General features: G+C 46.2%; 20 protein-coding genes. 11 read left to right on the top strand and 9 right to left on the bottom strand.

The features are described 5' to 3' along the window. Positions 1-41 precede the first annotated feature (41 nt). Together A1OO_RS10030 and A1OO_RS10025 are read right to left on the bottom strand one after the other, a co-directional pair. Positions 42-548, bottom strand: coding sequence for a GNAT family N-acetyltransferase (locus A1OO_RS10030; RefSeq protein ID WP_017002939.1), 507 nt, complete (start codon positions 546-548; stop codon positions 42-44). A gap of 12 nt (positions 549-560) precedes the next feature. Continuing rightward, positions 561-1,256, bottom strand: a complete 696-nt coding sequence (locus tag A1OO_RS10025; RefSeq protein WP_016962346.1) for an aspartate/glutamate racemase family protein — start codon at positions 1,254-1,256, stop codon at positions 561-563. Positions 1,257-1,467: 211 nt separating this feature from the next. Between A1OO_RS10025 and A1OO_RS10020 the strand changes: the two genes are divergently transcribed. Beyond that, complete coding sequence (locus A1OO_RS10020; protein WP_035008454.1) at positions 1,468-2,370, top strand: aldo/keto reductase; 903 nt, start codon at positions 1,468-1,470, stop codon at positions 2,368-2,370. A gap of 94 nt (positions 2,371-2,464) precedes the next feature. On the opposite strand, the gene A1OO_RS10015 is transcribed toward A1OO_RS10020, so the two are convergent. Further along, entirely contained in the window at positions 2,465-3,691 is a 1,227-nt protein-coding gene (locus tag A1OO_RS10015) for an EAL domain-containing response regulator (protein ID WP_017002937.1), read from the bottom strand. A gap of 308 nt (positions 3,692-3,999) precedes the next feature. On the opposite strand from A1OO_RS10015, the gene A1OO_RS10010 reads away from it, so the two are divergent. After that, positions 4,000-4,890, top strand: coding sequence for a DMT family transporter (locus tag A1OO_RS10010; RefSeq protein ID WP_017002936.1), 891 nt, complete (start codon positions 4,000-4,002; stop codon positions 4,888-4,890). 143 nt (positions 4,891-5,033) lie between these two features. Here A1OO_RS10010 and A1OO_RS10005 read toward each other — a convergent pair whose 3' ends face one another. Further along, on the bottom strand, positions 5,034-5,525 hold the full coding sequence (locus A1OO_RS10005) for a MarR family winged helix-turn-helix transcriptional regulator (protein ID WP_016962342.1): 492 nt from the start codon (positions 5,523-5,525) through the stop codon (positions 5,034-5,036). 308 nt (positions 5,526-5,833) lie between these two features. Here A1OO_RS10005 and A1OO_RS10000 point away from each other — a divergent pair, with 308 nt between their 5' ends. The 6 genes from A1OO_RS10000 (at position 5,834) to A1OO_RS09975 (ending at position 13,319) form a co-directional block, all read left to right on the top strand. Next, the gene (locus A1OO_RS10000; RefSeq protein WP_017002935.1) at positions 5,834-7,090 is read left to right on the top strand and encodes an imelysin family protein; all 1,257 of its coding nucleotides are present in this window, start codon (positions 5,834-5,836) and stop codon (positions 7,088-7,090) included. 75 nt (positions 7,091-7,165) lie between these two features. Beyond that, positions 7,166-8,557 (top strand): di-heme oxidoredictase family protein, encoded by a 1,392-nt coding sequence (locus A1OO_RS09995; RefSeq protein WP_017002934.1) that lies wholly within the window; start codon positions 7,166-7,168, stop codon positions 8,555-8,557. Positions 8,558-8,563: 6 nt separating this feature from the next. Beyond that, entirely contained in the window at positions 8,564-9,598 is a 1,035-nt protein-coding gene (locus A1OO_RS09990; RefSeq protein WP_241819084.1) for an imelysin family protein, read from the top strand. A gap of 3 nt (positions 9,599-9,601) precedes the next feature. After that, positions 9,602-10,714 (top strand): DUF1513 domain-containing protein, encoded by a 1,113-nt coding sequence (locus A1OO_RS09985; protein ID WP_016962337.1) that lies wholly within the window; start codon positions 9,602-9,604, stop codon positions 10,712-10,714. 101 nt (positions 10,715-10,815) lie between these two features. After that, the gene (locus A1OO_RS09980) at positions 10,816-12,471 is read left to right on the top strand and encodes a L,D-transpeptidase family protein (RefSeq protein ID WP_017002932.1); all 1,656 of its coding nucleotides are present in this window, start codon (positions 10,816-10,818) and stop codon (positions 12,469-12,471) included. A 296-nt stretch (positions 12,472-12,767) separates the two neighbouring features. After that, positions 12,768-13,319, top strand: coding sequence for a DUF882 domain-containing protein (locus tag A1OO_RS09975; protein WP_016962335.1), 552 nt, complete (start codon positions 12,768-12,770; stop codon positions 13,317-13,319). A gap of 89 nt (positions 13,320-13,408) precedes the next feature. Here the strand turns inward: A1OO_RS09975 and A1OO_RS09970 are convergent, their stop codons facing one another. Both A1OO_RS09970 and A1OO_RS09965 read right to left on the bottom strand, forming a co-directional pair. Then, the gene (locus A1OO_RS09970) at positions 13,409-15,214 is read right to left on the bottom strand and encodes a GNAT family N-acyltransferase (RefSeq protein WP_017002931.1); all 1,806 of its coding nucleotides are present in this window, start codon (positions 15,212-15,214) and stop codon (positions 13,409-13,411) included. 21 nt (positions 15,215-15,235) lie between these two features. Beyond that, positions 15,236-16,075: a UDP-2,3-diacylglucosamine diphosphatase gene (locus A1OO_RS09965; protein ID WP_016962332.1), complete on the bottom strand. Its 840-nt coding sequence runs from the start codon at positions 16,073-16,075 to the stop codon at positions 15,236-15,238. Positions 16,076-16,329: 254 nt separating this feature from the next. Here A1OO_RS09965 and A1OO_RS09960 point away from each other — a divergent pair, with 254 nt between their 5' ends. Next, complete coding sequence (locus tag A1OO_RS09960) at positions 16,330-16,983, top strand: MBL fold metallo-hydrolase (protein WP_017002930.1); 654 nt, start codon at positions 16,330-16,332, stop codon at positions 16,981-16,983. Between the two features lie 4 nt (positions 16,984-16,987). Here the strand turns inward: A1OO_RS09960 and A1OO_RS09955 are convergent, their stop codons facing one another. Beyond that, positions 16,988-17,692: a DUF2982 domain-containing protein gene (locus A1OO_RS09955; protein WP_017002929.1), complete on the bottom strand. Its 705-nt coding sequence runs from the start codon at positions 17,690-17,692 to the stop codon at positions 16,988-16,990. Positions 17,693-17,975: 283 nt separating this feature from the next. Between A1OO_RS09955 and A1OO_RS09950 the strand changes: the two genes are divergently transcribed. Next, positions 17,976-18,353: a hypothetical protein gene (locus tag A1OO_RS09950; protein ID WP_016962326.1), complete on the top strand. Its 378-nt coding sequence runs from the start codon at positions 17,976-17,978 to the stop codon at positions 18,351-18,353. A 393-nt stretch (positions 18,354-18,746) separates the two neighbouring features. Continuing rightward, a complete protein-coding gene (locus tag A1OO_RS09945; RefSeq protein ID WP_017002928.1) occupies positions 18,747-19,157 on the top strand; it encodes a hypothetical protein in 411 nt (136 codons plus the stop codon). A 122-nt stretch (positions 19,158-19,279) separates the two neighbouring features. On the opposite strand, the gene A1OO_RS09940 is transcribed toward A1OO_RS09945, so the two are convergent. Both A1OO_RS09940 and A1OO_RS09935 read right to left on the bottom strand, forming a co-directional pair. Further along, the gene (locus A1OO_RS09940; RefSeq protein WP_017002927.1) at positions 19,280-20,701 is read right to left on the bottom strand and encodes a basic amino acid/polyamine antiporter; all 1,422 of its coding nucleotides are present in this window, start codon (positions 20,699-20,701) and stop codon (positions 19,280-19,282) included. A gap of 194 nt (positions 20,702-20,895) precedes the next feature. Continuing rightward, complete coding sequence (locus tag A1OO_RS09935) at positions 20,896-21,423, bottom strand: hypothetical protein (protein ID WP_017002926.1); 528 nt, start codon at positions 21,421-21,423, stop codon at positions 20,896-20,898. Positions 21,424-21,459: the final 36 nt, after the last annotated feature.

Genomic DNA, 21,459 nt, shown 5'->3' with positions numbered 1-21,459 from the left:
GCCTGATGAAATAAAAGAGATTAAAACAAGTAGGAATTAACTTACTGATGATGTGTTGATTTCTCTAATATTGCGACAGAGTAATATTGCTCAAATTTATAGCCAGTGTCGGTTAATAATCCCACTTGTTTAAAGCCAAACTTTTCATGCAAACGCAGGGAGGCAGGGTTGGGGAGGGTAATCACAGAATAGGCGCGGCGAATAGGTGAGGCATCCATTTTTTCCAGCAATGCTGTCATTAACTCAGAACCTGACCCTTTCGCACGACATTCATGGTGGAGGTAAATAGTCATTTCGCTGCTGATTTTGTATGCCAGTTTTTCACGAAATTCGCCGTTATATGCAAACCCGATAACCTCATCTTCAGGATCTTCCTTCACTAATACATGGTAATAGCCATCGCTATGCGTAAGCTTTTCAAACCACGCTAATCGTCGCTCTGGTGACCAAGTGTCATAGTCAAACGTAATGGCAGTCTCTAACACATAGTGGTTGTAAATCGCGTTAATCGCGTCGAGATCGGCAATAGTCGCATTTCTAATTGTCACGTTCTTACTCCCTTAGCGTTCTTTTAGCGCAAGCTTTACAGCCGCTGCTGCATGTAATTCGGTCGTGTCATAAAGCGGCATTGAGGTGTGTTTTTGTTGTACTAACAAGCCAATTTCTGTGCAACCCAAAATGACGGCTTCAACCCCTTGCGCTTTGAGGTCATCCATCACAGACAAGTACTGCTTGCGCGAGTGCGCTGATACCTTACCTTGGCAAAGTTCTTGGTAGATGATCTCGTGAACGATGTCTTGATGCCACTCCGGTGGCACCGTGACTTTAATCCCTTGCGCAATGAGCCGTTCTTTATAAAAAGGCTGAGACATCGTAAATCGTGTGCCCAGCAATCCTACATGTTGAATGCCGTCGATTTTTAGCCTGTCCGCGGTTGCGTCGGCGATGTGCAGTAAGGGAACAGTAATGGCTTCTTGCACGGCAGGCGCAACTTTGTGCATGGTGTTGGTGCCAATCATGACAAACTCAGCACCAGCAGCTTCTAGTTTTTGCGCTTCTTTCGCCAAAATCTGAGCGGAAGCATCCCAATCTCCTGCGCGCTGGAGTGCTTCAATTTCTGCGAAATCGACACTGCTGAGCACTATTTTCGACGAATGATGGCCGCCCAGTGTGTCTTTGGTCATCTGATTGAGGAGTCGATAATAGGTCGCGGTCGACTCCCAACTCATGCCGCCTATCAAACCAATTATTTTCATTGTGCGCGTCCCTATGTTCTGCTTAGGCGAACCCTTGATGATTCCTTGCTCGAGTGTGATTATGAAGCTCACACTTCGTAGTAAATACCATATAATTTCCGAAAAGACACTGATAGTCTGCGAAACGTATCCGATTGCATTTTTCTCGACAATGCGTTGTTTTTTGGACCTAGGTTTGTAGGTCAATGTAGGAGTATTCAGTGTGGCGAAAATGGAAAGGGTAGTCATCGCACCAAATGGACCAGAGCTATCTGCGTTGGTTCAGGGTTATTGGCGTTTGGCTGAATGGAACATGTCAGCTCAAGAAAGACTCACATTTATTAAGCAGCACCTAGACATGGGTATTACCACTGTCGATCATGCTGATATCTATGGTGATTATCGTTGTGAAACGTTGTTTGGCGAGGCGTTAAAACTGGAGCCAAGCCTACGCGATAAAATGGAAATCGTCTCTAAATGCGATATACATTTAGTGAGTAAAACGGCGCCCGAGCGTAAGATTAATCACTATGACACCAGTGAGTCTCATATCACTCAGTCGGTGAACAATAGCTTGTCACGCCTTGGCGTGGAAAGCCTCGATGTAGTGCTCATTCATCGCCCAGATTGTTTGATGGATGCCGATGAAGTGGCTGAAACGTTTGAAAAGCTGCACCTTGCTGGCAAAGTGAAACACTTTGGTGTGTCTAATTTCACGCCAAGTCAATTTTCATTGCTTCAGTCACGACTTGATAAGCCATTGGTCACCAACCAAGTGGAAATCAACCCTATCAACTTTGATGTCGCCCACGATGGCACCTTGGATTTGATGCAGCAGTTACGCGTAAGACCAATGGCATGGTCTTGTTTGGCAGGCGGAGAAATCTTCCATTCTGATTCAGAGCAGGCCGTTCGCTTGAGAGAGACGTTGAGTGAGATTGCTCAAGAATTGGATGCCACGCTAGAGCAGGTGATCTACGCATTTGTACATCGCTTACCTAGCAAACCCTTGCCGATCGTGGGGTCTGGTAAAATTGAGCGAGTGAAATCGGCGCTGGAAGCGATGTCTTTGGCGCTTAGTCGCGAACAGTGGTATCGCATTTGGGTCGCCAGCAAAGGGTTTGGGGTGCCATAAACGCTGAAAGAGATTGCGCCGACATATTGCATGTATAGACGTCAATGGATTGATTCGTGATTATCCGGAACAATCAGTGTTTAGCTTAAAGGGCTTAGCTGCTTGTTCCATTGGTTGCAAGAGTTGCACCAACACCTTTTAACCAGCTGTTGTACCAGCTGCCCAAGCTTTCAATGGGCTTGGGCCGACAAATCAAAAAGCCTTGCAGTAAAATGCCGGGGTATCTGGAATAGAGATAGTCCAGATCTTCAAAATGTTCTATACCTTCAGCGACCAAATCCACATCAAATGAATTAGTGATTTCTGCCAGTGATTGGACGATCACTTGACTGAATAGATCTTGATGGATGTGATTGATCAGTGTTCTATCAATTTTGACTTCCGTAAAAGGCAAACTCCGTAACTGTTGAATATTGGTGAAGCCCGTGCCGAAATCATCCATCGACAATCCATAGCCTTTGATGCGAAGTCGATTGAGTGACTCCATCTGTTCGCACGTTTTGAGAGCGTATTCCTCTGTAATTTCCAGTACCACCCGTGTCTTCTCTATCCCCCTTGCTTCAAAGAGACTTTCGAGGCGGTTGGGGATCTCTAAGTCGGCCAATTGCTGCGCAGACAAATTAATACTGATTTTGACCTTGTCACCGAATATCTCTGACAGCTTTGACATATCTTTGGCGGTCGTTTCGGCCAATTGCATGGTCATTAAATCCATCAAATCATGTTTGATTGCGGTGGGAATGAAGCGACCAGGCAGCACGGCATCTGCTTCGCCCGGTAGTCGAATGCGTGCGAGGACTTCGAGGCTTTCGACGCGGTTATTTTGAGGGTTCAATTTAGGCTGATAGTAGGGTATGACTTGGTGGCTCATGATACAGTTGAGCAACTCTTCTTTGCGCATTTTTTTAAAGTTGGTAAATCGGCGTTCTTCGATTTGGTCCATTCTGTCAATGATCAGCTGCAAAGCTTCTACTTTTAGCGGCTTGGAAACGTTACCAAGCAGGCAAATAAACTGTTGGCGAGCGACTTCCGCCGCGAGTTCAATAATCCGCACATCCAGATCAGAAATAATGCAAACGCCACCTTTGAAACTCATATTGCCGAGCTCTCGGATCACGCCCATTCCATCAATGTCTGGCATGTTTAGGTCGGTGAGTACAATGTCATATTTAGCAGGAAACCGACGCACTTCATTTATTGCATCGACTGATGATGAGAAGCGAGTGACATACTTGTATCCGAGATCATTAAGCATGCCACCAATCAACTCTAAAATGGCGGCCGAGTCATCAACGATCAAAATACGTCTATCTTTGCTCATCTCATTGTCCTAAAAATATGTCTCAATGTTAAAACTAGATGCTTCCCATCAATTTACAATCTATCGCTCATCCTAAAAAACCGACATAGTGGCAAAAATTGTGATTTATTGAGTTTTTTGATGCGCTTAGCGCTCAGTCACTCATCCAAAAAATGTGTAAATTTTCATTAAGCTCATTAAGCTCATTAAGCTCATTGATCTCGCTGCAATGGCCGATTTCGGCGAATGATATTCATCTGAGCGATTACATTAGTGGTAATTACACCGAGTGACTTCAAGACAAGTAACAAACAAATGCAGGATACATAATGGAAATGGAACGGAAAGATGTGTTTGACTTAGTGCTTTTAGCCGCACTTTGGGGGGGGGCTTTTATTCTGATTCGTTATGCCGTGCCATCCTTTGGCCCGTTTGCACTGATATTGGTTCGCGTTGGTTTAGCGACGTTGCTGCTTTTACCCATTCTTATCGTGAAAGGCCAATTAGGTGAATTCAAAACACATTGGTTTCATGCTTGTGTCGTTGGATTGTTCAGTTCGGCCTTTCCTTTCTTGCTATTCGCATATGCAATGATCAGTGTGTCAGGTAGTTTTGCGTCGATTGTTAATGCGGGAACCCCAATATGGGGGGCGATTATTGCTTATTTTTGGCTTGGCGAATCCATGACGAAAAACCGGATACTTGGTCTTCTCATGGGTGTGGTCGGTGTTGTGATTTTGGTGTGGGGTAAGTTGGATTTTGGTGACCAAGGTCTAGGGTGGCCGGTTCTCGCAGTATTAGGGGCAACGCTAATGTATGGTATTTCGGCAAGCTACACGAAACGCTTTTTGACGGGTGTTCCGCCACTTGTTACCGCAACGGGCAGTCAGTTGGGTTCAACACTGGTGTTGTTGCCATTCGGTGTTCTGTTTTGGCCTGAGACAATGCCAAGTGCTGCTGGCTGGATGTCTGCCATGGTACTTGGTTTTGCGTCGACAGGTTTTGCGTATGTGATCTTTTTCCGATTGATTAGCCGTGTTGGGCCCGCGAATACCATTACGGTGACCTTTCTCATACCGCTATTTGCGGCCGTTTGGGGGGCAATGTTCCTCGATGAAACCATCACGGTAAGAATGCTGATCGGGGCGTTAGCCATCTTCTCAGGTACGGCACTGGCTACGGGGATGTTAAAAGGCAGGAAAGCGGCCAAAAGTATTTAGACGACGAAGTGCCGATGCGGAGTTTAAGTTAGATTGATAAGAAAAAGTAAGAGAGTTCAAAAAAACAAAGAGCCCTAAAAGGGCTCTTTGTTTTAGATAAGCATGTTGAGAAAATCATGGTTTCATGACTTAAAGAAAAATACTTATTCGGCTTTCTCTGACTCGGCGGTGGTCAGTGCTGAAACCTCTAAGAGAGGAGCAGCATCAATATTTTCCGCATTCATCATTGATGAAATACGCTGCACCGAAGAAATCAGCAAAGATTGTTCCCACTCTTCCAACGATTGAAAGCGAGAGATGAAACTTTCCTGCAATGGCTTTGGCGCTTGCTCAAGCGCTTTTTCGCCTTCTGGTGTGAGGTGCGCATGCACTTTTCGCTTATCAAGATTACTTCTTACACGCACGATAAGGTTACGACTAGCAAGGCGATCGAGAATGGTTGTTGCAGTGGCTTGGCTCATATTGGTGTGATTCGACAATTGACGAATAGTCACTTCATCCAAATCATGAATCGCTCGCATTAACACGAGTTGAGGGCCGGTGAGACCAGCGACTTTGTTGAGCTTACGTGAATGCAGGTCGATGGCTCGAATAATTTGCCTAAGCGCAACCAGTACCTCTTCGTGCTTCTCCATCGAAGCGTCTCCTTAACCTTGTGCAGAGTGTGAAATTCCGCGAAATTATCTGTGTAAAAAGCAAATATTAAAAGGCTTTTTAAACAACCTTACACACCGGAAACCAAAGATGCGATGTTGCTACGTCAAAGAATCTATTTTGATGTCGAATTATCCGTTTTGATAAAGAGTTGTTAGTGTTTCCTTGTCACTAGATGCGTATCTAAATGATTTTTTATCTCATTATCATTTGAACTAATGCATTGTTGAGTGTAATAATCACTCTCATTCGCAATAACTTGTTACACATCACTCATCAAGGATAGATTATGACGCCTTCATCACGGGCTTTTGCCTTTTCCGTATGTTCACTTTCATTTGTTTCATTCAATGCCGCGGCTGCAACGCCCGAGCAGGTTGTCGAGCATTATGCAGATGTTGCCCATGCTGTTTACAGTGATTCACACACAACAGCGATTCAACTCGATGTCGCTATCGATGCGCTCATTGAGCAACCTTCAGCGCAAACTCTAGCGACGGCAAAACTTGCATGGCTTGCGGCGCGCGTGCCGTATCAGCAATCTGAGGTGTTTCGCTTTGGCAATGCCATTGTGGACGACTGGGAAGGGCAATTAAATGCTTGGCCGTTGGATGAAGGGCTGATCGATTATGTTGCACAGGATTATCAATATGAACTCGGTAATGACGGCGCTGTGGCGAACATTGTGGCGAATGATTCGCTTCGCATTGGTCATGACGTGCTGGATGTTAAGCAGATAACGCCGGAGTTGATTGCTTCCTTAAACGAATTGGGTGGGTCTGAAGCCAATGTAGCCTCGGGTTATCACGCCATCGAATTTCTACTTTGGGGGCAAGACCTTAACGGTACAAACAGCGGCGCGGGTAATCGCTCATATACTGATTTTGCTTACGAAGCGTCATGCACAAATGATAACTGTGACCGTCGCAGAGCGTATTTAAAGGCCGCTTCAGAATTGCTGATCACGGATTTGGCATGGATGGAAAATCAATGGGCAGAGGGCGTGTCGAATAATTATCGTCAAACATTATTGAGTGAAAGCAGTGAAAACGGCCTGCGTAAGATGTTGTTTGGTATGGGCTCACTTTCGTTAGGCGAATTGGCGGGTGAGCGTATGAAAGTCGCGTTAGAAGCGAATTCGACTGAAGATGAGCATGATTGCTTTTCTGACAATACGCATAACTCTCACTACTACAACGAACAAGGCATTTATAACGTCTTCACTGGGACATATTCCCGTGCAGATGGTTCGACCTTGAACGGCCCTTCATTGTTCGACATGGTTAAACAATCCAATCCAGAAAAAGCGAATGCGATCAAATCAGATTTTGATTCAGCCCGAAGCGCTGTGTTTAAGTTGGTGGAATCAGCTGAAGTGAACAATGTTCATTTTGACCAACTGATTGCTTCAAACAACACGGCTGGACATCAAATGATCAATGACGCGATTGCCGCGTTAGTGCAGCAAACGCGAGGCATTGAGTCTATCGCTGGCTTGCTAGAGATTAGCAACTTAAACCCAGACAGCGCTGATCATCAGTTTTAGTCACGCCAATTAGGGCGTCGCCAACGCAAAGTATCTGTTGTGTTGGCTGCGCGCTTATTTGTATGGATTGTAGTTATGAAATATTCGCTTTTACTCCTCACTTTCGTTGTCTTTTCATCATTCTCTTTTTCGTCAGCGGCGAGTGCGATTAAAACTGGCGGCGATACCACGACGAACAAACAAGGCGCGAATGCCTTTTCCCAACCCGCGACTAATTTACCGATGAGTGAGCGCATTGATTTCAGTGTCGGTAACAGTTTCTTTCGCAACCCTTGGGTGAGTTCACCTGCATCTACCGATGCAAGAGATGGACTTGGTCCGCTGTTCAATACCAACGGATGCCAGAACTGTCACATAAAAGATGGTCGCGGACACCTGCCGCAGAAGGGCGATCAGAATGCGGTTTCCTTGTTGATCCGCTTGAGTATTCCGGCAATCACCCATGCGCAGAAAAAACAGCTGATTATGACCGGAAACATCTCTGAGCCTATTTATGGCGGCCAGCTTCAAGATTTTGCGCTTTCTGGTGAAAAGCCAGAAGGCCGTATTGTGGTCGACTACGAATACCACACCGAAACGTTTAAAGATGGTCACGCTGTCACGTTGCGTAAGCCAATTATTAGTATTCAAGATTTAAACTACGGTGAAATGGACCCAGACACTGAAATGTCGGCACGCATTGCTCCACCGATGATTGGGTTGGGATTGTTGGAATCCATTCCTGATTCGACGCTACTGGCGATAGCAGTGGCGCAAGAAGACGCGGGCAAAGGTGTGTCGGGTCGACCCAACTACGTTTGGGATGTGGAAAAAGCTAAGACCGTGATCGGACGTTTTGGCTGGAAAGCGGGTCAACCGTCATTAATGCAACAAAATGCCGCTGCATTCAATGGTGATTTAGGCTTAACCAGCACATTATTCCCAGAGGAAAATTGCTCAGCGTCACAAGATCTTTGTGAGCGGCTCCCCAATGGTGGAGAGTCAGAAGTCAGTGAGAAAATCCTCAATTTCGTTGAGTTTTATTCTCAACACCTCGCTGTACCCATGCGCAGAAATATCGATGATCCGCGTGTCATCGAAGGGGAGGCACTATTTCTAGGTGCAGGGTGTGCAAGCTGTCATCAATCTTCATTAAAAACCGGTGAGCGAAAAGACAGACCAGCCCTGAGTGATCAGATCATTCACCCATACACGGATTTATTGTTGCACGACATGGGAGAGGGTTTGGCAGATAACCGCGGTGAGTTCATTGCGAATGGCCGCGAATGGCGAACCGCGCCGCTATGGGGTATTGGCTACACCGAAGAAGTGAACGGTCATACCGAGTATTTGCACGATGGCCGAGCTCGAAATGAATTAGAAGCGATCCTTTGGCATGGCGGTGAAGCGCAAGCTAGCAAGCAAGCCGTGTTGGGATTTAACACACAACAGCGCGAAGCTTTGATTGCGTTTCTAAAGTCGTTATAGGAACGAATGATGAAGAGTCTTTTGATGAACGGATACACGGATGGTACCAAGTGGCTCGCGTTAATTATGACGCTGTCACTTTTGTCGGGTTGTGATAATCCAGCGAATTCTGGAATATCCTCAAGTTTGCTTTGGGATATGCAAAAACAGTCTGCGTTAACGTTTGCTTTGCACGCCAAAAAGCTAGAAGCAGACGTGTCGTCTTTGTGTAAAACAGCAACACCAGAGACGTTAGCGAACGCACAAGCACAATGGACGGAAACCATGAGGGCGTGGCAACCGTTAGCAGGCGCCAATTTTGGTCACGAAGCCGCCATGTCTTTGAGTTGGCAAATCCAATTCTATCCTGACAAGAAAAACACCACAGGTAGACAACTTACGCAGCTACTTGATAGCGCTGGTGACGTCACGCCAGAGAGTTTAGCCGGCAGCAGTGTTGCGGTTCAGGGGCTTGGTGCGTTGGAATGGTTGTTGTTTGATAAAGCAAATGTTTCTGCTTTGGCCACCCGTTGCGAAGTGATGCAAGCGGTAGCGGCACGTTTGAAGCAATCAACCCTTGAAATGGAGGCTATCTGGCAAACTAATCCTTGGGAAACTTCGTCACAAGATCAACGTGAGAAAGCGGCACTCAGCATTTTGGCGGGGCAGCTAGACGCCACCATCAAAACGTTGTCCTTCCCTATGGGGAAACCAGGTTTCCCTAAGCCGTATCAAGCGCAAGCCTGGCGTTCATCGCAATCATTGGCTTTGCTGCGTAGCAGTATTGAAGCGTTGAATGCGCGTTATATTGTCACTCTCGATACGCTTCTTCGTGATAGGGATCAGTCTGAGTTAGCTGATAGATTAACTAAGCATTGGAAGGCCGCGCAAGAGAGTGTGCCGACAGGTAATGGCATGAAACCCATTCTGACCAACCAAACGGGTTATCGTCAATTAATGACGCTTTCGAACAATTTGGAGTACCTGAAGATCGCGTTGGCCGATGAAGCGGCACCTGCACTTGGCATGGTGGTTGGTTTTAATTCGACGGATGGTGATTAGCTCGTGCGCCCGAACAATGAAGAGCAAACAGAAGTAAGCCAAAAACGCCGAAGAGTAATGCTGTCTGCGCTTGGCGTAATGGCAACAACGAGTATAGCGGGCGGGTTAACCCTTCGCGGAACGTCAGCTGCACAATCCTCGCCCGCCTATATTGGCTGTGCTCGGCAAAGCGATGGGATGTTCGCCGTGATGGCAATGAATGATTCGGGGGAGGTATGTTATACCTCGCCACTGCCTTCTCGGGGGCATGGGCTGGTGGTCGATCCTCTCACTCGGCTCGGTTTTGTGTTCGCACGTCGACCTGGGGCATTTGTCCAAGTGCTATCTATTGAAACGGGACAAACAATCTCGACCTATCTTTCCGATACTAATCGATATTTCTATGGTCATGGTGATGTGCTCGGAAATACTTTGTTTACCACCGAAGGCGTTAAGGGGACGAGTGAGGGTATTATCGGCGTCTATCACATTCACCCAGATGGCGTGCTTAAAAAAGAGCGTGAAATAGCGGGGTTTGGGATCGGGCCGCATGAGATAAAAGTGGTTAACGAAACGACGTTAGCTGTCGCTGTTGGTGGTATTCGTACCGATAATCGAACAGCGACAAACCTTGATTCGATGTCTCCGTCACTGGTGTTGATAGACATTCCATCAGGCCGCATTGTTGAAAAGCATCAACTTGCAGACCACCAACTTAGCATTCGTCATCTTGCTGTTAGCCCTAATCAGGACGTGGTGATTGCGCAGCAATATAAAGGTGACCCTGACCACATCGCCCCTTTATTAGCGATAAGACGAAATAATGGTGACTTTACTGCACTAAAGGCGGGTACTGAACACTGGACGCGTTTTCAGCAGTACATTGGCAGTGTGGCATGCACGGGGTCGCAGGTTATTGCAACTTCTCCTCGTGGAAATTGCTTTGGAATATGGGACATAGAAACGGGTGAGCTTCAGGCGATCTCTTCATTGATGGATGCTTCTGGTGCGTCAGCGCAACGGGAAGGCTTCGCGATCAGTGCGGGAACAGGAAGAGTGGTAATACAAGAACCGAGAAAAAGTATTACTTTTCAGACATCTGAGGTGACTTGGGATAATCATTGGGTCATGCTTTAGAATGACATTTTTCTAACCCTTTGTTTTTCTAGAATCATAAAAAATCCGCTAACGAAAGCCGCGTCCTTTGCCATACTAAGATCTCAAATGGGAGGTAGCGCATGTTTTCAGCTCGTACGCTTTTCAAGACATTGTGGGTAACAGCACTCATTCCAATGTTTTTGTGGGCACCGTCGTTATGCGCATCAGAGCCTTCTGATATGCAAAAAAAGCCTTCATTGGCGGCAGTCACTTGGGTAAAACAAGCAGAGTCAGACGTTGGATTGGTTTCTAACACGAATGAGCTTGCGAATATTTATGAGTATTTTTCTTTCTCACCTATCTGGCATGATTATCGTGCAAAAGATGAGCTCGAAACACAGATCAATATCATTTCTCTTGCAGGCCTAAGTGAAAACTTTGAATGGCGTGCCGTCGTGCTTAGAGATCTAAGAAGCAGCGGTGATTGGCGTGCGTATGATGTGTTTGCAACCGACAGCTTGCTTGCCTTGATCAGCTACATAGAATCGATCCCAGATAATGGCAAAAGCTGGTTTTTCGGTACTGATATCACAGAATCGCTTCCCTCGCCGACGGTGACGCAAACCAACAAGCTTATTGCGTTTGCTAGCCGGAATAAGCTTTATCGCTTCGTCTTTGAGCTGCGCCCTAGCACCTCACAGTACAAGCAGATGGCTAAGGCCATCGTCAAACTCCAAGATGACGAAGAAACGTATTGGCCTAAGCTCATTCAGCGTGGTTTGATCCGTCCGGGTGACAAGTTAGATAATGCAGATAGTTTGATCACAAACCTTGAGCGGCAAGGGGTGCTGAGTGTCACTGAAGCGCAGCGCTTGAAAATCGAACAGGTCAGTTTTTATAACGCTGTTCTTTCTCAGGCCGTTAAGCGTTTCCAAGCTCGCCATGGCTTAAAAGAAGACGGGGTGATTGGAGACAAAACACGCCGCTGGTTGAATAAATCGGCTATTAGTCGGATCCAAATCCTCGCGCTGAACATGGAGCGCTTGCGGTTGTGGCCGACTGAAAGGCAGAAAATCATCCTTGTGAATATTCCAAATTATGAAATGGAACTTTGGATTGATAGCGAAATGATCCTCGACAGCAAAGTCGTGGTTGGTCGCCCTAGTCGACGCACACCTTTGTTTGATTCTCGCTTAGATTCCGTTGTGTTTAACCCAAGTTGGAATGTCCCCGTGACTATCATGCGAAAGGACATTTTGCCTAAGGCACGCCAAGATAATGAGTATTTGGCAAAGCACAGTTACACAGTGTTAAGCAGTTGGGTGAATGGAAGCGTGATCCCTCATGAAGACATTGATTGGGAAAACGTGACCGCGAGAAACTTCCCTTATCGATTGCAACAATCTCCTGGCAATTTTAATGCCTTGGGCCGCTACAAGTTTAATACGCCTAATGGGAATGCGATTTATCTGCATGACACGCCAGCTAAAAGCTTGTTTAACAAAGAAAGCCGAGCATTTAGTTCTGGTTGTATTCGGGTTCAAAAAGCGGAGATATTAGCGCAAGTACTATTGAACCGATCCGGACTCGAATTTGGTGACTATGACTATTATCGCCGGATCCCAGAAACCAAGTGGGTATCACTCAGACAAAAAATCGCGGTACACACCATTTATCAAACCGCATGGGTTAACGAAGATGGGGAAGTGCAGTTCCGCAATGATGTCTATCATTATGACGCACGACCCAAGCGCAGCACGCCACTTTCAGCATCATTAACCGCAAAAAACCTGTAATCCTAGCCTAGCGAATTGAAAAGCGGGTAACACGAACCCGTGTGATAGCGTAGGTCAGTTGAGACCTACGCCACAATTACATATTTTTACACTTCGCTGACAAAGATAAAAACCAACTTAAAATCAGCACGAAGCGGTATTTTTTACAGCGTTTCGCTCATTTTAGAGACACTTGACCGTTTGATTCCTGCTTCTTCTGCCGTTAAATTCCAAAATGTTTGAAGCGCTCTGAACTGCTGAGTCAAAGCAGAGAGCGGCTTTTTTTTGAGTTTTTATTTTGGGAAATAGTGGGCTTTATGGACGGTTTGGATACTCAACGTCGCCGCTTTTTGCTGGGCGGTGCGGCGTGTATTGTGGCGGCTTCGTTGCCAAAAGCTGCATTCGCGTTGCCTTTGGCGTCTGGTGAGCCACGCGAATTGGCAATGACAAGCATAAACACCGGCGAACACCTTAATGTTTGCTATTTTAATGGCCAAAAGTATCTAGAAGATGAACTGAAACTGCTGAACAATTTGTGTCGTGATCACCGCAGAAACGTTTCTACAGATATGGATGAGAAGTTATACGATCAGCTAACCGCGATTTATCAGCAGGTCGGCGCGAAGAATCCGATTACCATGATCTCAGGGTATCGTTCACCGGCGACGAATGAAATGCTGCGTAAAAATGGTGGCGGTCAAGCGAAGAAAAGTTACCACATGACGGGGCAGGCTCTCGATTTCTATATTGAAGGCGTGCCATTGGCAGATATTCGTAATGCGGCGCGATCGCTCAAAGCGGGCGGCGTTGGCTATTACCCCAATAGTGGGTTTGTCCACATTGATACTGGTCCAGTAAGAACGTGGTAATAGATTTCCCTGAACAAGCCTCTGTGGAGGCTACTCAGTGAAAGATTAAGGCGCAGCTTTCGAGCTAGCGCCTTTTTTGTTTTTTTCGGCTAGACGTTTATCGCTTCTTCTTCTGCTTCTGCTTCTGCTTCTGCTTCTGCTTCTGCTTCTGCTTCTTTTTCTTTTGATTTCGCTATGGTTTGGTCAGCTCGGATATAGCGCTGGCGCTTTTTCTCTTTGAGTTTGGTCATGTCCACCATCACTAATCCGTCGATACAATTCGCGAAATCTGGGTCGATACCGAAATCCAAGAACTGCACACCACCGGGTTCGCAAAGCTCACCATATTGTTTGTAAAGTGTGGGAATGCCTGTGCCGAGGTTATCGAGCAACACTTTCAATGTTTTCAAATCTTGTTGATAGTCGTTACCGCAAAAATGACTTAGCAATTCATGCTCTTTTTGGGTGTCTAAATTGAATGGCTGTTTAGACTGTGCGACCTTGTTCGTGGCACCAAAATAGGTGCGATAGAAGAAGATGAGAAGCTCCTTGGCAGCATGTGGCATGGCATTACTGATGGAAACTGGGCCAAACAAGTAGCGATAGTGTGGATGCTTAGTCAAGAATGCGCCGATCCCCAGCCACAAATATTCCAAACTGCGTTTGCCCCAATACTTAGGCTGAACAAAACTTCGCCCCAGTTCTAACCCAGCATCAAGGAAGGGCGTCATGCCTTGGTCATAGTCAAACAAAGTGTGGGTGTATAAGCACTCAATACCTTGCTGGGCAATGACCGCTTGGGTATCACAAAAACGGTAAGCGCCAACAATGTCCATCACGGTGGGGTCCCAAAGCACCAAATGAAAGTAGTGCTCGTCATATTTATCGATGTCACGCCGCTGACCGGTTCCTTCACCGACGGCGCGAAATGCTATTTCTCGCAATCGGCCGATTTCTCGCATCACGGAAGATTCATCTTTGTATCGGTACAGGTAGATTTCCTTACCGTCAGGCGTAACGCCAAGCCGCTCACTGTTTCCAAGTTCTTTTCTTAGCGTGAGACGAGGTTCTGGCGAGGCAATGGCAGACTCCGTGGGAAAGAGACCGGCTTTCCCTTTGCCGATGTTATAAAGGTGCTTCTTAAAAAGCTTTACTCGTGTTTTGTACGGTAAATTTGCGCTGGTACTGTAGCTTGAAAAAGGGATGGTTTCGCCAATGGTAAAGGTGATGTTGTTGTTCTCTTGCCCAAACATTTCATTGACCAACAATAGTGTTGAAAGCGGCTTATAAACCATCGACGCGCCATAAAAAACCGCAGAATTTCGGCCATCAACGTGAATGGGAAGGATCGGCGCCTTAGCTTTTGTCGCCATTCTCAAGAAGCCACTGTGCCAGTCGATGTCTTTAACACCGGTTGGGCCTAGTCTCGATACTTCGCCAGCGGGGAAGATGATCAATGCACCCTCATTGTTTAGCCATTCATCAATTTTGCGTAAGTTTTCTTTTGGCGTTTTACCCGACATGTTATTAACCGGAAGCAGGCAATTGTGAAGAGGACCAATTTGCATTAACAGGTTATTGGCGACGGCTTTAACGTCAGGGCGGATTTCTCTCACCAGCTTGAGTAGCGCTAATCCATCAAGCGAACCGATAGGGTGGTTGGCAATGATAATCACTCGTCCAGAGTCGGGAATGCGCTCTTTTTCTCGGTCGCTGGTGAAATAACTAAAGTGAAAATAATCCAAGACCTGTTCGATAAACTCAAAGCCCTTGAGGTAAGGATATTTGTGGCCGAAATCATGAAAAGCTTGCTGGTGGAGTAAGCGTCGAAGTGTGGATGAAACCGGTCGGGCGATCCAAGGCTTTTCCGCCAAGGTGGGGTAATGATGGGTGATAACATCGTCAATATTAAACATGGGCGTCCTTACTGTATGTGACTACGCGGCTTCGGTATCTCGATCTGAGGCGTCCCCGTTTGTTGTATTTATGGTCCATTTAGTGTGGTCAGCGAACGCTGTTGATTCCGCCAGTAATTCGGGCTTTTCTGTCCATCGAATAAGCTGAATCGTGCCTTCATGTTGTTCAATTAACGCAGTGCAGCTTTCAATCCAGTCACCGTCATTGAGATATAGCGTTCCATTCAGTGTTTTAATGTCTGGGTGATGAATGTGTCCACATACAACGGCATCAGCGTTTTTCCTCTGTGCATATTGCACTGCAGCATGTTCAAAGCGCGCAATGGCGATATTGGCGGATTGAACTTTCGATTTGATGTAAGAAGCGAGCGACCAATAGGGAAAGCCAAGCTTACGTCTTGTCCATGCCCATCCTCGGTTGAGAAATAGCAGAAAGTCGTAGCCGATATAGCCCGCTATCTCGGTTAAACGGCTATGACAAACTGCGCTATCAAATTCATCGCCATGTACGGCGATAATTCGTTTTCCGGTAACGGTTTCATGGATAAATCGTGCACGAACTTCGATACGGCCAAAATCGAATTTAAGATAGTCTCGGATGGCCGCATCATGGTTACCCGGAACATAAATCAACCTGCAACCTGTATGAGCCCGATGGATGAGGAGTGAGAGAATCTCACTGTGGCTTTCTGGCCAATGTCGGCTTGATTTCATCGAATAGAAATCCACGATGTCGCCAACTAAAACGATGGTTTCTGCTTCATGTCTTTGCAGAAAATCTAACAGATATTTAGCCTTGCAATCTTTGTTGCCCAAGTGGAGATCTGAAATCCACAGAGTACGCACTGAGATTGGAGTCATAGTCTTCCGTCTAATGATCAAAATAAGTCACTCTACGAAAGTTAGGCTACTGGGTTTGGATGAAAGAATGTTGTCAATACGGTGACATCCCGATGTCATATTGATGGCAAGGGAATGACAATAGGCGTTTAGTGCCAGTGAGTGAGTACCGAATTAAGGGCATGCTATTTGCGAGGCGACCATGACGAGAGCGTGAAAATCCGCGGGAGAGCGTGGTATGCTTTGGGCGTTTTCGCATTTATACGGATTGTATTATGGCTTTGAAGTTCGAGATTGTTCCTGTTACCGCTTTCCAACAAAATTGTTCAATTATCTGGTGTGATAAAACCAAAGAAGCTGCGTTGGTTGATCCCGGTGGTGATGTGGCTAAATTGATTGCCAAAGTTGATGAGCTGGGCGTCCAAGTCACCAAGGTTCTGCTTACCCATGGTCATCTTGATCATGTCGGTGGCACGGTTGATATTGCAGAGGCTTATAAAGTGCCTGTGATTGGTCCAGAAAAACAGGATGCGTTTTGGCTGCAGGGATTACCGAAGCAAAGTGAAATGTTTGGATTTGCGCGCACCGAGTCATTCGAGCCCGATCAATGGCTAAATGATGGCGACAGCGTCACTATTGGTGATAGCACATTGAATGTGGTTCACACACCAGGCCATACACCGGGTCATGTGGTATTTGTGAGCGATGAAGATCGTCTGGCTTGGGTTGGTGACGTGTTGTTTAACGGCAGCATCGGTCGGACGGATTTCCCCAAAGGCGATCACGCGACACTGATCAGTTCGATCAAAGACAAACTGTTCCCGCTGGGCAATGACATTCGTTTCGTTCCTGGTCATGGTCCAACATCTACCTTTGGTGTTGAGCGCCAGCAAAACCCTTACGTTGCAGACAGCATGCCTATTTGGTAAGTAATCACCGTTCTATATTTGTGGTCTCTGTGGGCATTCTGCCCGCAGAAGCCAAATACTGTCGTGTTAACCCAACAAAATCCTCCAACGGTCTATCCAACAGGTCTTCACTTACAAAGACATCAAAACCCAATAACTCGCGGGTATATTTCATTCTGTTAGCGAGCATTGCCACTAAGCCTTTGTAGACTTTCCCACTCGCGCTGACATAGGGCGTATCGTCAAACATCATGTCTTCAAGTTTGGTGTTGGGCGGAGACTCTGATCGGCGATAGGCCACCAACAGTAAACTGCGTTGCTCCATAATAATATGACTGGCCAGTCGAAAACTGATGCCGTCCAGCAGGGGTTCGTAGTCTTTTAGCCGAATACCAATCCAAGGCATAGGTTGATGCCAGCCTTCTTGAGAAACAGAGGGGATTCCAATTTCTCGAATGTCTCTCCATCTAACGCTCCACCCGCCTTTTGGCGTGTGATGTTGGAGGTGCATCTCGGATAACGAAAACGACAGATTTTGTTGGTCAATAATCCGCGAAATGTACACCCCGAGGCCGCCAATCAAGCTCAGACCAAGTAAGGCTGGGGCAAGGTTAATCTGAGGGTTCAAAATAACAACGGCAAGCACAATCATCACCAGCGCAACGACAGCGATCGTAAAGTACTTACCAATATGTTGGTGAGGAGGATAGATAAGCAATTGTCTTTTCACCTTGTTGTGCTTCCTCCTATCGATACATATTCAAAGCATAGTGCGATCACTTGATGAACGGTTGCTTAACATAATACGCCGTTTGGTAGCGGGAGTGCGATAAACGCGCTGTTTATATTTCAAACAAAAAGATAAACACTTTCCGACAGTTGGCGCAACTTTTGCCCGAAAACACGGTTAGCGCTATAAAACCCATCCGGATTTTGGTATAAAACGCGCTTTGTTTTTCACCCTGCTGTATTCAGGGGATGCTTAACGCAGTGCATCGGAGTAGGACGATTTAATGAAAATCTCTCATAAACGTAAAGTTCAAGGCAAACTTCAAAAACACATTAAAGCAGTGAAGTCTGCTTCAGTGGCGTCTTTGAAAAAAGAAAAGCCAGTGAAAGTCGTCGCAGCGGCGAAAGCAGTCGTTGAACCAAAAACCGACGCCGCACCCAAAGCGGTTGTAAACGCGTCGCTGACGCCAAAACAACAGCAAATTCTCGACATCGTTCGTCAGAATGCTGAAGGTATCAATCCGAAAGGAATTGGCTTGGTAGCAGGTCAGGAAGAATCTAAGGCAGCATCTTGGGCTTCTGCTGGCCTTAAGAAACTGGCTGAAGAAGGTGTGGTTGAACGCCTACAAATGGGAAGCAAAGTGCTCTACAAAGCACTTTAAATTTCTCTGCGTTTCACGGGTTTTTGGAGCCAGCTTTCGAGCTGGTTTTTTTGTAGTCAAAAATAGCCAAAATTTAATCGCCTGTTACAATGGTGTAGCCGAGTTTAGTTGTATTTCTAGGCAGCTAAAATGAAACGCTGATCCAACCCAAACTTCTACTTTATTTGCGAGACTAATCTCGAAAAATGCATATAGTGGGTTGTAATTTGAACATGCACCAACGAATTTCATTGTCGCAGTATTCGACGGTTTTTCGTCATGTTGTCTGCAAATCTAGATGACTGTTTGAAGTGTCTAAACAGTCATCTAGATGCTGAAAGTTGGTGGTGACAGAGTTGTGGTCTCGGCGTTATCTGGGAATGTATCCAATAAAACAAAGCAGCAGGATTTGCGATGACAGGATATTTTGGCGGTAGTGAAAATCAAACCAGCAGCGTAGTGAATTTTGATTATACCCACTTTCTCTGCGAGTCTAGTCGGGAGCACTGGACATTTCTTCAAGTGCTGAGAGTGCAAATTGCACGTTGGCGACGTCGGAACACAAGTGTAATCAGTGATGAAGGTTGCCGCTTTCCTAGCGAGGCATTTACTGTCGAGGTTAGTCACTCACTGTCATCGCTTTACAGCGATGTTTCAAACCTTATCACTTTGATTGAAGAAGCCAAAAAGCAGCATATTGAAGCGCTTAATATCATGCTGCCATATGCCCTCGATGCCAATGAGCTAGAAAAAATTCGTCGGAAAACACAGGTAGAGATCGTTCAATTCCAAGAAGAGCGAGACATTTTGCAGGTTACTCTCTAGCTTCAGGCTATTTTCTAGAAGACAAAAACGCCATCTCTTACTGAAAAGATGGCGTAGTTTGAGAAATCAGCACAACAAGCAAAACCGTATTGCCTGAAACACATTGTTTGAAAATTCAGCAGTTACAGTGTTACACCTTTCACAAGCAGATAGACAGCCACCAAACCTGCTGCAATCACCAATGCCAACAGAATTCTGTTTCTTCCCTCAAAAGCAGGCTGGCCTGCCTCACGTTTTGCATAGATGTAAAATGCGATGCCAGGAAGATACAAAAGCGCCGCTAACAATAGGTGGTGTAAGCCAGACGCGTAAAGCAGCCACACACCATAAACCGTCGCCAGTGTTGATATAATCCGTACTCTCGTACTGCTCAGTTCTGAATAAGAGAGCTTGAACAAATAGCTGCCAACCAGTAAATAGGGCACCAGAATCATTTCCGACGCGATGGTGAGGAGATCGTCATACCCGCCACCAATGAGATACATAAAAATCAGGCAAAGTTGTACGACAGAGCTGGTTAGCCATAGTGAACGTGTTGGCGCGCCATTACTGTTGGTTTCGGCAAAGCACTTGGGGAACATACCTTCTTTTGCCGCACTATAAGGCGTTTCTGTGGCCAGTAAGGTCCAACTTAGATAAGCCCCGCACACAGATATAATCAAACCGGCTCCAATAATCACAACCCCAGCCTTGCCGATCAGCGCTTCGAGTATTTTTGCCGTAGAAGGGTTTGGGTATTTAGCGAGTTCTGGCGTCGATACCACACCCATAGCGAGCAACGTGACAGACACATAGAGGAACAAACAGGTGAGTAACCCAAGGATGGTGGCACGACCAACGTCTTTTCGGTTTTTAGCGCGGCTGGATACCACTACCGCACCCTCCACACCGATAAATACCCACACAGTGATCAGCATGGTTTGTTTGACTTGATCAAATAAGCTGGGCTCATTGGCGATTTGTCTGCCGCTGAAATCGAACGTAAAGGTATGCCATTTGAAAGCAATCAGTGCGGCGACGATAAAAATGATGATGGGAATAAGTTTGGCGATAGTGGTGACATAGTTGACGATAGCTGCGGTTTGCACCCCGCGTAACACTAAGGTGTGTACAAGCCAGATGAGTATTGATGACAAGCCAATGGAAAGTAGCGTGTTGCCATTTCCAAATAGGGTTAACGAACTGGTGTCGAAGAAAAGCCCCAGCGTACTGAAAACTATCACCAAATAAGACACATTCGCCACGGCGGCACTGAGCCAATATCCCCAAGCAGAGAAGAACCCACATAAATCACCAAAACCGGCTTGGGCATAACCAAATACCCCCCCCGTCACTTCCGGTTTGTTGACGATGAGTTCTTGAAAGGTCAGAGCCAAACACACCATGCCAAAACCTGTGATTGCCCAGCCTAGCGTCACGGCCGCAGGGCTCGCAATAGCAGCCATGTTCTGCGGCAAGCTAAATACACCAGCGCCAATCATTGAGCCAATCACTAGCGCCGTTAGCGCTTTCAAGTCCAGTTTTTTGCCCAAAATAATGCCCACAAAATCTACTTCAGAAGTGGGTCATTATAGTTAAGAACTTATAGGGAGCATTTGTTCAGAAATGGGATTAATGATTGCTAATTTATTGGATGCGATTGAAGAATCACAAGATGTCTTGAAATAGGAAAGGTTTCGCGGCATTGAGTGCATTTAATACACAAAATACCGCGAGGCAGTAATTTTTGAAGACAGCTTTAGTGCAGGTGTTCGGGCAATCCGTTAATCACGAAACCTTGTGCAAACATACTTTTCGCCGAATCTCGTTGATCCTCGCAGCGCATTGAAGCTTGTTCGAAATCGTGAAAATCACCAAATGCGATAACCGCGGATGATGTGTCTGACGCCATCGCTTTTTGCATCAGCGCTGCCGCATCATAAGTGGCTGTTGGTCTTGCAATACGGATTTGAGATGCTTGAATGCCAGCCTGCTGAAAAAGGGATAAACAAAAATTTGAAGGCGGTGCAATCAAGGTGATCCATTTTTGGCTGCTGCTATGCGTTTTCAACAAACGAAGCAGGTAGGCCAATTCACTCATATTGTTTTGATATACGCTAACTGGCACCAGGTTTCCCGACGTTGTGCTGCTAGCCGACAGGGTACTTGAGTCAGCTTCATGAAAACTCCTAGAGCCTGCCGCAATACGTGCGTAATGCTGGCGAACCGCAGAGCGAGAATGGTCTGAATGAGATACCGCATGAAGCGTTGCATATGATTGTTTCATCTCAAAGTCCTGTGTGTATATCCAATACTGTATAGG

The organism is Enterovibrio norvegicus FF-33 (assembly GCF_000286835.2).
In the GTDB taxonomy this organism is placed as follows: domain Bacteria; phylum Pseudomonadota; class Gammaproteobacteria; order Enterobacterales; family Vibrionaceae; genus Enterovibrio; species Enterovibrio norvegicus_A.
The sequence above is the reverse complement of the archived record's forward strand: the minus strand, read 5'-3'. Positions and strand labels throughout refer to the sequence as shown.